Here is a 12,739-nt window from a genome sequence, read left to right on the forward strand (position 1 = left end):
TTCAGTCATGAATTCTAGTCAACTGGCACTGAAGCAGGAAATCTTCGGAGCGATCCGGGGAATCTCCCTCTGTACCTGAAAGGTCAGTGGGAGAGGATGTCAATCATGGTGCATAAATATCCCTGTTAGGCATTTTTCCTTCAAATTTGGATAATACTCAAAGCATTAAGTTCTATAAATTGCTTGTCATAATATAAATATGAGTTGGGTACGTTACGAGTTAATCCAATGAGAATTCCACCGATTATTCAGACCTCATAGCGGTATGAGAGCAGATCAAAGCTGAAAATAATACACTGTAAGGTTAGGCCGGTGATGATGAATTTTTCTGGCACTGAACTCCACCATTTAGGGAATTTCTCATCACTTCTATCCGGGGCAGGTACTCTCCAACACATTATCGATAATCATTCTCTAGTTGTTGGTCCTGAGACACCACTTAGAGCCGTTATTTTGCAGATGAATCAAGGCACAAACCATTGTGCTGTTGCATCTCCACACTCAGAGCAAATTAATATCTCTAATCCGCGAGTTGACTATGCACTCGTGATGGCTCATCAGCAATTGTTAGGGATTTTTACTGAGCGGGATGTGGTGAGGTTGAGTGCTCAAGGCGTGGACTTTGCCGAAGTTAAAATTGCCGATGTCATGACACGGCAGTTGATTACCCTGAACGAATCTGAATTTCAGGATACCTTTACAGTTCTAGATTTATTTCGCCAATATCATATTCGTCACTTACCTATTCTTGATGCTCATTCAGAAGTGGTGGGTGTAATCACCGCTGAAAGTATACGAGAGGCTTTAGACCCAAGCAGTTTGCTAAAGATGCGCTCAATTAATGAGGTGATGAGTGCAGATGCCATTACAGCATCTCCCAATAGTTCTATTGTCGAAGTTGCACAGCTCATGACGACTCATCAAATTAGTTGTGTGGTGATTGTGCAATCCGAGGGTCAACTCTCTCCATCAATGTTGTCTCCCATTGGCATCATTACAGAACGGGATATAGTACAATTTCAAACCCTTGAACTGGATTTGACATCACTTCAGGCCCAATCAGTGATGAGTAGTCCGCTGGTGTGCCTAGCCCCAGAAGATCCACTACTGAAAGCGTATCAAACCATGCAGCAGCTTCACGTAAGACGCTTGGTGATAGCTGATGCCCAAGGGAAATTAGCTGGTATTCTGACCCAAATAAATATGCTGGCAGTGCTGAATTCATCTGAAATGTACAGCACTGTTGAGATTCTTCAGCAGCAAGTTGAGCGGCTGCAATCGGAAAAAATCAACTTACTGGAAACGCTCAATGCGAATCTAGAACATCAAGTTCAAGCAGATGCTGTGGCGATTCAAACTTATAAAGAACGATTTCAATCGACCTTTGAGCAAGCTGCTGTTGGCATGGCCCATGTTGATCTGCAAGGTCAGTTTCTCTGTGTCAATCAACGCTTTTGCGATTTGGTGGGCTATTCTGAATCTGAACTGAAGGGAAAAACATTTTTTGATATTAACCACTCGGAGAACCGCGAACTTGACGAGAGGCAGATTCAACGGTTGATTCACGGTGAAATATCTTCATTTACGCAAGAGAATCGATATGCTCGTGGAGCAGGTTCTATTTTATGGGGTAGTTTCACAGTCTCTTTGGCGTATTTATCATCAGGAGAATCTGACTATTTAATTGTGGTACTTGAGGATATTAGTGAACGCAAACGAGTAGAAGCCGCTCTCTTAAACCTCAATCAAGACTTAGAAAGTCGTGTCGTTCATAGCACAACTGCCTTGCAATCGAGTGAGAATCGATTTCGTCTTGCCTTTGAAGAAGCTGCTATTGGCATGGCTCTAATAGCTCCTGATGGCCGGTGGCTAAGAGTCAACCGAGCAATATGTAATATTGTTGGCTACTCTAAATCAGAGCTACTCAAGATGGATTTTCAAACGATTACTCATCCCGACACCTTAGAGCAGGATCTCAGTTATGTACAACAAATGTTGTCTGGAGAAACTGATACCTGTCAGCTAGAAAAACGATATATTCACAAAAAAGGATATTCTGTCTGGGTCTTGTTGAGCGTTTCTTTAGTGCGAGACAAACAGAATCAGCCTCTTTATTTCATTTCTCAAATCCAGGACATCACAGAGCGTAGGCGTGCAGAAAAAGCTTTATTTCAGGAAAAAGAACTTGCACAGGTGACTTTGCAGTCTATTGGGGATGCCGTGATCACCACAGACATACATGGCAATATCAATAAATTCAATGTGATCGCGGAACACCTGACTGGCTGGAGTCCGATTGAAGCAAAAGGACGTTTCTTAACTGAAGTTTTCCAAATTATCCATGAAGATACTCGCAACCCTGCCCCGAATCCAGTCCATCGAGCTTTGCAAGAAGGACGAATTGTGGGTTTAGAAAATCACATAATTTTGATTTCCCGTGATGGAACTGAGTATGCAATTGAGGATTCAGCCGCACCGATCCGAGATCGTCAGGGTCATGTGATTGGAACCGTCTTAGTTTTTCATGATGTAACACAATCACGCAATCTTACTCATCAACTATCATGGCAGGCCAGCCATGATCCTTTAACGAATCTCGTCAACCGCCGAAAATTTGATCAGGTTCTACATGAAGCGCTCGATGATAGCTTATCAAGTGGGGCTCAACATGTTCTGTGTTTCCTTGATCTAGATCAGTTTAAAGTTATTAATGATACTTGCGGTCATGCTGCTGGTGATGAGTTATTGTGCCAAGTTGCAAAGTTAATGCAAAAGCCGATTCGAGCTGCTGATACCCTTGCTCGTTTGGGTGGTGATGAATTTGGCATTTTATTACATCAGTGCCCTCTAGACCGGGCCAAGATTATTGCAGAACAACTCAGGCGAACAATTCAAACGTTCCGTTTTCAGTGGGAGAACAAAGTTTTTGGCATTGGTGTCAGCATCGGTCTAGCCCAAATAAACAGTCAAGATTCAGATATAGAAGATATTTTAGGGGCTGCTGATGCTGCTTGTTACACGGCCAAGGCAAGAGGTCGTAATCGGATCCAAGTCTATGAACCGAATGATTCAGTATTGCTCCAGCAACGTGGAGAACAGTGGTGGAGTGTTCGCATTAAACAGGCCATAGAAGAAGATCGGTTCTGTTTATATGGTCAAACCATTATCCCGACTATTAGCTCCTCTGAACATAAGACGACAGCTTGCGAAATTTTGCTACGGATGGTTAATGAACAGGGTGAAGTGATTTCGGCATCTGAATTTATTCCAGCTGCTGAGCACTATCACTTGAATACAGATATTGACCGATGGGTGATACGCAAATTTCTCAGAGAGAATCGCACAAAGTTTCAACCTTCTGAGGAGCAGGTCAATAGCCCTCCTCAATTTATGATTAATCTTTCTGGGGGGAGCGTGGGTGATGAACAGTTTCTGCAATTCTTAAAGACACAATTGAAGAAACATCCAAACTCTGCCAAGCAGATTTGTTTTGAGATTACCGAAACAGCTGCAATCTCGAATCTGAGCCAGGCAGTTTGTTTCATGCAAGACATTAAGCGGCTGGGCTGTCAGTTTGCATTAGATGACTTTGGTACAGGGATGTCATCCTTTGCCTATCTCAAGACCTTGCCAGTAGACTACTTAAAAATAGATGGTCATTTCATTGAAGATATGGTTAACGACCCCGCTACTCAGGCAATTGTGGAATCTATTAACCACATTGGACATGTTATGGGAATGCAAACTATTGCTGAATATGTAAGCAGTGTACCGATACGAGAGAAGCTTCAAAATATAGGTGTGGATTATATTCAAGGGTACTCAATTTCTAAGCCCGCTGCTTTGAAGTTTTGATTTGTGTGTATCTATATGCGTACTTCGGGCTTACAGCGAAGGGGGTGTTATAGAGCTTATTGCAAAGATCCACATATGAGGGCAAGTCATATATACCTTAGGGGATACTGAATTCAGTGATTCACCCTATCTCCGAATTCACTTTAAAAATGGGTTTCGAGACAATCAGGGATCATGCCGAGATAGAGCAAATTTTTCTCACAGAATCGCTAAAGGCTATATATAGCAATGATTTTGGCATTTCAAGACTCGAAATTCTTCAATCACGCGCCATCCATAGTTATTGAAGATTACATTTCTAGCATTCAACAGGTATTGGAGCGAAATTACACCAAAATAATATGCTTAAAAGTATAGTTTATATGCTGCTGTATAGAATATACTTTATTTTTTTAATATGCTTACTATAAAGCGTTTAAAAGTAATTCTAGTATGCTTTCTTACTCAACTATTTTTTATCTAGTCTTTAGGTATTTTTTGACCCAAGGATTCATGAATTACTATTTGAACGACTGTCTCATTCATTCTCATGAGTCAGTCCTAAAAAGGCTATATTATATAGCTTTTAGCACTATATGTCTAAGTGAACTTAGGGTAAAATTATAATTAACTTGTAGCAATTTAATTATATATAGGCTCAGTAAAGTATTGCTAAATAGTTTAGCAAATAGTGCTTTTTGCATATTACCTAAATCACTATTTTGTGCATTAATTATATATAGATATTTTGCTAGCTGTAGTAACGTAATTGGGTAAGCCTTAGAGTATAGCGAATACTCTGGGTCAGTAAACTGAGGATTGATATTTTTTAAGCAAGTATATGTACTCAAGAAAAGCAATTTTTAAGCGCAACTTTGGTTGGCTTATGGCCTGGAAGTATTACTGCGAAAAGCTTTCAGCGTAATTATATTTAGGATCGTGTTGTTGCAAAGTATATATTCAGTGTTTTGAGTTGCCAAAAGCCTTGCCATATATGCTTTCTGCCGATCCTGCGAGAAAAATTTGCTCTATCTCGGCATGATCCCCAATTGTCGCCCCCATAATAGTGAATCATATACAGATTCATAAAATTTTCACCGCACACATTCACCATCTCATGTGCCATCCACATAATCAGCTTATTGACATCCCTATAAAAACTTTGAAAGATCAAATAATTATTTTCCCATGATTTTTTTTAAGTGAGTTAAATTTCTTGGATAGTTGGGAACCTTAAATTGTAGATGTTTTCATTGAGTTCTTGGTAATAGATAACAGTGAAGATAAACATCTTCAGACAGAAACTAAGTTATAATTTATTCCCCTAGTCTTGAGCTGGCCCCTCATACTATAGGATTTACAACTTAGCTTCTGTCTTCATCTTATTTAGATATCACTAGTGATACGACAACACTTCGTAAAACAATAAATTAAAGGGATGAAGAGACGACAGCTATATCCCATAAAACTCCAAATTTCAAAGTCGCACTTAATAACTGGAGCCATTTTAGTTTGTATCGATAAAATACTATGTAGGGAAATAGTTTCAGACAAGTTTGCCCATGAGATAGAATCTGAAATCAGTTGCCAGAAATTTCTATCTTTAAGTTTGTTATGAGATTTTTCATAGCTTGAAGTGCATGCTGAGGTGTATCACTTACTACATGTGCATATCCAAAATGATTGTCAGCTTTCTTTTTATCAAACTTTATATAATCCCCCACTTGGTAGTTGAGAACAAATCCGCAGACATCAAGATCCTTCTTACTGATATCAATCCCCCCAATATTTGACACTAAACCAGACTTAGTTATTGGTATCCTATAGAGGCAATTTGTTTTTGACGAATTACTTACTGGCCAATTTACATGTTCACCTAGAGCTAGCTGAACATGTAGTTCAACTGCATCTAGCCCCGTTAACTCCAAAATAGTCTGTCGTATTGTTGCGCCACCAAGACGTGGGTTTACTTCAATAATCGTCGTCTGATTACCATCAAATCGGAGATCAACATTAAAGACTGTGTTGTCAATTTTGAGTATGGAAATTGTCTGTATGACAGACTCTTCTATCTTGTTTGTATTTGCTCGATCTAAAGAGATTGGTGGAGAGATGCTAATTGCTGGTGAAAAAGAGTTATCACTTATGAATGCCGATAATTTTTCATGACATGCCAGTATTCTTATCTGTCCATTATCAATGATTCCTTCCACATGGAAATCCTTACCTGGCAGATATTGTTCAACAAGTAGAAATGGCTGTTCCAAAAAAGGGGCATGCTGTCCTTGCTCAAATATCTCTTTCAGTTCAAGATATGACTCCTGAAGCTCTATTGGTGAGTCATTCTTACGGATAAGGTATGACCCAGAACCTGACAGTGGCTTACTCACACAAGGAAATGGACAAGACTCTATTATACGAAGTAATGCACTTTCAGAATTGACTAAAGCGAAATAAGGTTGAGAAATGTTCCTAGCTCTCAGAACACATCTCATTTTGTACTTATCTCTAGATACGTTAATGTTCTCGATATCTGGATGCTCTGGGCATATTCGCTCAAGAATACCCTTATAGATAAAGGACATTTCGTCCTGCATGTTAAGGTAACCGACAATATCAATAGAGTGCGAGAGATTCTTTAATTCTCGAACAGCTTTATCAATAGCCTTTTTGGGATCCTTGATATTGACGATAACTTGATGGCTCTCCTTAAAGTTTGGATAATATCGATCGCAAACTATGACTGAATGAAGACCTCTATTTTTTAATGAGTCGATTTACCGTAATATTTTTTTCTTCCGTCAATTGCTGTAGATAAAAAAGCTTTCTTCATATTCAAATCCCTGTATTTAGAATAAGAGAACTTTGAAGATTAAACTGCTATTTGTAGTAATTAAATACTACTAAAATTCTAGCGAGACTATGATATCTTGAAGCGTTATAGCCCTTTCAAAATATATTTTTTGGTTGTCTAAAGCTTTATATAAGAGAATATATAAAAAGCTATGTCTCATATGAATAAAAAACTTCTAAATATTAAGACACACTAAAATTTTAATACTCAAAATCCTAATGAGTTTAGGCTGAATGAAGATGAAACAGTATTAAAACAGTAGCTGAGATGTCTTTACTTATTTAAAACTACTAAAAGGTTTTTGCTGCTAGTTCTTGATTCCTCATCATGACTAGTAATTTCTTCAATATATAGATCATTGACGGGTGAATTGTTTAAATAGTTTTGCCACATCCGCTGAAAAGCAGTCTCCAGGGAAGCGACAAATTGTTGCATTTGGAATAGGGGCGGATACGTATCGACCGATTGTAGCTGCTGCTTCAACGTGTTGCGGATCTTAGTTAATGCTTGAGGATGAGTCGCTAAGTGAACGGCTTTCTGCTCATATTCCGCTACACTTCTACAGATAAGTGACTCTAGTCCAGCTGCGGCACAGATACTCGCCCCCATCCGAGATGCATTTGTAGGACCGGGACAAGTCAGCATTGGTAGTCCAGACCAGCAAGTCGCTACGGCTGTTGAACCCGCATTATATACAAAGGTATCCAAATATAAATCTGCCAGAGCATACCGGGCAAGGTAGTCTTCATGAGAAATTTTTGAGGCAAAGAGCAATCGATCTGGGTTCACGCCCCGTTGTTGCGCTTCGGCTCTTAGATTGTCCATGATGGTTTGAGTACCCTCTAATAGCCAGAGGATTGACTCAGGCACTTGCAGCAAAATTCGCATCCATACATCAAATAGATCAGGCGTAATTTTGTAGTGAGAATTGAAACAGCAAAATACAAACGAAAACTCTGGTAACCCAAATTCAGTTCGGGTCATTGAACGACTGGAGATCTTTAAGGGAGACCCAACAAAGGCATGGGGCAGATAGGCAATTTTCTCTGTGTACGACTGCGCAATTTCTGGTGTGATCAGCCACTCGTCAGCAATGGCATATTGGATAAACTCAGCTCCCATCGTATCAGGATAACCTAACCACTGAGCTTGAATCGGCACGGGTTGCAACGCAAGAACTGAGGCTGCATTGCCAATGGTATAGCCCGCTAGGTCAATCAAAATCTGAATCTCATCTTCATAGATCCGTTGTGCTGAGTCTGCAGTGGATAACGAAGATAGGTCCACAAAAACATCGCAGCCTGCTTGAATCTGTTGAGTAATGTGATCTTCTACATCGACGGTTGTGTAGGCATAGATTTCAAATAGGTCTCGATTATGGTGTGGAAAGAGTTCCACAATCAGACGTCCAACCGCATGGTCGCGCAAATCGGGAGAGATGTAGCCAATCCGTAGTTTGGATGTGGTGTTACGGTGATGAGTAAAGGAGAGTGAAGGTTGCAGTTTAGCAACAGCTTGTCTCGCATTTTTAGCTTGGTTGCGAGCTGCTGATTGGTGCAGATCTAAGGGAAAGTTAAAGGTACTGAGAACAAAGGGATTAGGAGTATATTTGCCAGAGAAGGACTGAGCGATCATCTGCTCTAGTTGATGAACCTGGACATCATAGTCTTGCCAAATACAGAGTTTGAGCTTCACCAAACTGATAAAGAAGCAGAGATACTGGGCATCGGGTTCTCCTTTAAGGGCCTGCTGATAGCACTCTAAAGCCGCTTCCGACTTGCCCTGATATTCAAAGATTTGTCCGAGATTGAAATGGGCTTCTGTATGTTGAGGGTCTGCCACCACAACTTTTTGGAAGTGGTTAATCGCTGCTGCCATACGCCGCTGTTGTTTATAGATGTTGGCTAAATTCAAATGAGCTGGGACGTAATCTGGCTTCAGTTGCAGGGCGTGAAGAAATCCAGTCTTAGCTTTTTCTAGATCCTCATTCAGTTGCCAAATACTGGCGAGATTGGAGTGGGCCTCAGCGAAATTGGCATTCAGTTGCAGGGCTTGTTGATAGCAAGCTTTAGCCTCTTCAATTTCCCCTTGATTTTGGAGCAGTGTTCCTAGGTTGTTATAGGCTCCCCAGTGATTGGGGTATATCTGAATCACCTCCCGCAGGCAAGATTCAGCTTCAGTGAGTTTGTCCTGCTGTTTTAACTGGCGACTGCGCTCGAACAAGGCTTGCACAGACTGAGGGGCAGTTGGGGTTGATGTAGGGGTAGACAGACTTTGAGATTGCTCAAATAGATGCAGAGATAAAGAATCATTCTTGAGTAAATGCTGCTGCAAAAGCTCATCGATGGGTTCAAGAGTACTGTCGTCTTCGAGGAACACTTGCCCCACATATTCAAAGGCATCTCTAGGGTGAGGAAAGGGATGTTCCTGAAAGATCTCATCATGGATTAAACAGGATGAGTGAGTTCGAGGATAGATTTTTATCGCTAAAAAATGTTGGTCAATACCATATCTCAGACCCAGATCGGCTTGATCAATGAGGTGCTGTTCTACAAGCAGCTGTATATCCAAGACATTGCCTCTCACTCCCCACATGCCCGCTAGCATTGGCACATTATGGCGGGGGTGATCGCGCATGATGTGATACTTCCGCTGGCTCTGGAGCCAAGTATCAACGGCAGCTTTCTCGCGCAGATTGAGCCGGGAATCCGTATCCCGACAAATCACAACATCCACGTCTGGATCTGCCGCTGGATAAAACCGAGCAAAGGACATCTTCCAACCCCAGTCTCCTTCGAATTCAATCACTTCGACCTGCTCACGAGCCTTTAAATCCTCGATAACCTCTTGGGGTACTGTATGGTCAACATAAAAGCGGCAAATCCAGCCTGGATAAATAGAAGGAGCTAAATCAGCATTTTTGATGGCCCCCATCGTGTATTTAGGATTAGCCCCCCAGAGGCTAAAGGCAATCACCCGTTTGCGCTGCCCGTGGTGCACCGCTTGATGGTCATTCTCGATGTTTGATGACGAGGAAGGCAGCAGCTGTCTAAACAAGGTCGTAACTTGAGTACTATAGGCTCGGCTATCTAGAAAAGATGGGTTGGCTGCCATCTTCTGTTGAATCGCAGTCTGATAGTGCTGCCGCAACTCAGGGTTCTGACCCAGCCTCACGGCGAGGTCAATGTAGGAGGCTTCATCAGTCGTTATCAGCTCAGTTAGGTCCAATGCTTTGAGGAATGTGGAACCTTGACGAGAACGCCAAGAGTTTCCCACTCTCCCAATCGTTGGTAAACCGACTTCCAAGGGATCAATAACTGAAGTGGAGCCAGTGTAGGGATAGGCATCTAGGTAAATATCAGCGAGTTGCAAGATCGATTTGAGTGATTCCCGATTGGGGACAGCATCCAAAATCATTAATCGATTTTGTTCAATCTGATATTGGGTGAATAGTGCTGCCATATGTTGGCGGAAGGCTGTTATTTCATAGTGATTACTCCAAGGTGAAAAGGGACATAATACCAAGATCGCCTGGGGGACTGAGGCTAAAATTTCAACCCATGTCAATCTGAGTTCTGGAATCAACTTGAAAAAATTGGCCCCAGAGATATAGACAACCGCATCAGATGCAATCCCCAAATCAGAACGAGTCAGGGTTTGGATTGGGCTTTGTTCAGTCAGAGGATAACTAAAGCAATGCGCGAGGCCCTTTAAGTTAACGAGCTTTTCACTGTATTGGCATTGAAAGATGTCGATGGGAGAGGTTAAAGTCCCAGAAATGTAATAGTCAATATTGCTAATTCCCGTTGTTACAGGGCATGCGGCAGAGGCTGCTTGAATCCTTGCCAATCGGTGCATGGCCAACAAGGTAGAGAGCTTGTTCCCAACTGAAATATTGATGCCAAACAATAAAATATCTAAGTCGTCGTTACGAATTAACTGAACGGCTTCCCGTAGATCTTGGGGCAGCTCCACAAACTGATCGCTTCGACTTCGGCAATATGCTTCTAAGGGATGAGCTTGACTAGACTCGGCATAGAGAATGATTTCAAATTGCTCACGGTCTAGATATTCATAGAAAGGGAGGGTTGCAAAAGTTTCGGAATGAGGGCTATAGGCTTGATTGAGGATGCCGAGGCGAATTTTAGTGCGATTGGCGGGTCTAGGAGGGCATTGCTGATGGAGAGTAAATCCTTGACTTTCCAAACTGAACTCAGTGATCGCGGCCCACTTCACAAACGTATCTTTGAGGTTTAGGTCGTTGAAGTAGATAGGGGCAAGCACAGCTTCCGAAACAACCCTAGCAATGCTTTGCCAAGATGCTGAACTGGAGTTCTGATTGATCTTGCGATGGATAAATGTGAACCAATGCTGCAAGTACTCAGCATAGCGATCCGCTTCTCCGACCGCTTGAAAAAATAAGGGGATTGCTTGCATGTAGGCCAAGTATTCATTGACCATCCAAGACGGAATGGTAATGGGTTCAAACCATCGGGCTGGTAATTGATAAGCCGCACGGTACAACATTAGCGCCAGTAAAGACGGCAATGCTTTGGCGGGATGAGTCAACCCTGTAATGAGTTGTTCAACAAACGCTTGTTCTGTTGCCGTTAACTCCTGGTATCGCAGCTCATGGTTGAGCAATATCCGGTGGGTTTGACCTAATTCACTGGCATAATTTGCTTCTAATTGTTCCAGGGGTAGATTCAACCACTGTTGTGCTAACTGGTGACGCTGCTGTCTTAACTCTAAGATGGCTTCCTGGCCCTGTGAGTGAGATGGGTTGGATGCTGTTAGCGGGATAGGATCTGCAGACAGACTATTGTTCTCCTTGCTCTGTATCTGATGACTGCCATCCGATAACGGTCCCAAAGTAATGCATTGAGCAATCTCTTCACTCTGGAATCCCAAGGCCATAGGACGCTGTACCTGTGGCATAATCTGGACGTCATAGAGTTCCGTAATTACGCCTTCGAATCGTAGCCAATGCTCAATAGCCCCACTCTTGAGGTTCACCACCATCAGCCCACAGCGAGGATTGGTATCCTTTGCTTTTAGCAAATCATCAAGAGGTAGACCCGAGAAGGTTTTATCGCCATTACGAGGTTGAGACAGACCGACAATGGCAAAGTCACCCCAAAAGGCTAACCCTCTTAAATAGCCAGGGCAAAACACAATGGGTTCAAAGGTTCCAGTTTGCAAATCAACATAGCCCAGTTCCCCGCGACCGGAATTGAGCACCCAGAGTCGGCCTTGATACCAGCGGGGAGAATGGGGCATGGAGAATCCCGTGGCCACCACTTCATTGGTGGTCATGTCCATGATGATGCCCCCATCCTGACGGCGATCTCGCCAACCATCAATGACATCGGAGCGACTAATGGCAGTGACATAGCGGGGTTGGCCATCCACCACTGCTAAGCCATTTAGATGACAGCGATCTTCATTAATCACCCGTGAAATAAACGGGGGTTTCCACAAGGGCTGGCAACTATAACGTTCACTAACCGTTGCGACACAGTTCAGTAAGGTACTGACAAAGACAAAGGGTACAGGTAACGTCTGCTGCCAAGGTGTACCGTCAATCCATCGCTCTACTTCAGCAATATCATGAATATCTAAATCGCCTGTAGTGTAACCAATTCTGGGAACGTAGAGTTTGTCATAGCCATTGTGCAATTGCTGGGGGGACAATGCATTATCAAATTGCCAGATCTGATATTTGGAACTGAGATAGAGACGATCTGAGGTGGCATAGAGTCCCATGGCCCGATCAAAGATGCGCTCAAATCCAGAAATACTCTCCTTGTCTGAGTTGGCTCCCAAAAGCATGAGGCGACTGGTCTGATACGTGGTGCAGGCAATGCTGATCTGCTGTTGGGTGAGCCAGGGAACAAACTGGCGATCTGCAGTGATGTCATGTCCTGGGGTAGAAGGAGTGGTTTGAAGCATCGCATCCATGGACGAATATAGTTTGCATTACAGCATTGATTCTCCATAGATTGCCCCCCTTTCTGGAGAAATATTTTGAATTTCAGCACAAAAAAAATA

The 12,739-nt window shown here is 42.4% G+C and carries 3 protein-coding genes; 1 reads left to right on the plus strand and 2 read right to left on the minus strand.

Features of this window, described 5'->3' with window-relative positions; all coding sequences use genetic code 11:
- Positions 1–315 precede the first annotated feature (315 nt).
- Positions 316–3,855: a PAS domain S-box protein gene (locus HRE53_RS26845; protein WP_235111582.1), complete on the plus strand. Its 3,540-nt coding sequence runs from the start codon at positions 316–318 to the stop codon at positions 3,853–3,855.
- Positions 3,856–5,414: 1,559 nt separating this feature from the next.
- On the opposite strand, the gene HRE53_RS26850 is transcribed toward HRE53_RS26845, so the two are convergent.
- Both HRE53_RS26850 and HRE53_RS26855 read right to left on the minus strand, forming a co-directional pair.
- Positions 5,415–6,431 (minus strand): ATP-grasp domain-containing protein, encoded by a 1,017-nt coding sequence (locus HRE53_RS26850; RefSeq protein ID WP_315876741.1) that lies wholly within the window; start codon positions 6,429–6,431, stop codon positions 5,415–5,417.
- A gap of 530 nt (positions 6,432–6,961) precedes the next feature.
- Positions 6,962–12,640 carry a TIGR03032 family protein gene (locus HRE53_RS26855; RefSeq protein WP_235111739.1) on the minus strand — a complete coding sequence of 1,893 codons (5,679 nt, stop codon included), beginning with the start codon at positions 12,638–12,640 and terminating at the stop codon, positions 6,962–6,964.
- Between the last annotated feature and the right edge of the window lie 99 nt (positions 12,641–12,739).

It is taken from the genome of Acaryochloris sp. 'Moss Beach', assembly GCF_021497025.1.
Classification (GTDB): domain Bacteria; phylum Cyanobacteriota; class Cyanobacteriia; order Thermosynechococcales; family Thermosynechococcaceae; genus Acaryochloris; species Acaryochloris marina_A.

Bases quoted from the DNA above. Each gene is read 5' to 3' on its own strand.
- HRE53_RS26855 (WP_235111739.1), bottom strand. From the start codon at position 12,640: ATGCTTCAAACCACTCCTTCTACCCCAGGACATGACATCACTGCAGAT.
- HRE53_RS26845 (WP_235111582.1), top strand. From the start codon at position 316: ATGATGAATTTTTCTGGCACTGAACTCCACCATTTAGGGAATTTCTCA.
- HRE53_RS26850 (WP_315876741.1), bottom strand. From the start codon at position 6,431: ATGCAGGACGAAATGTCCTTTATCTATAAGGGTATTCTTGAGCGAATA.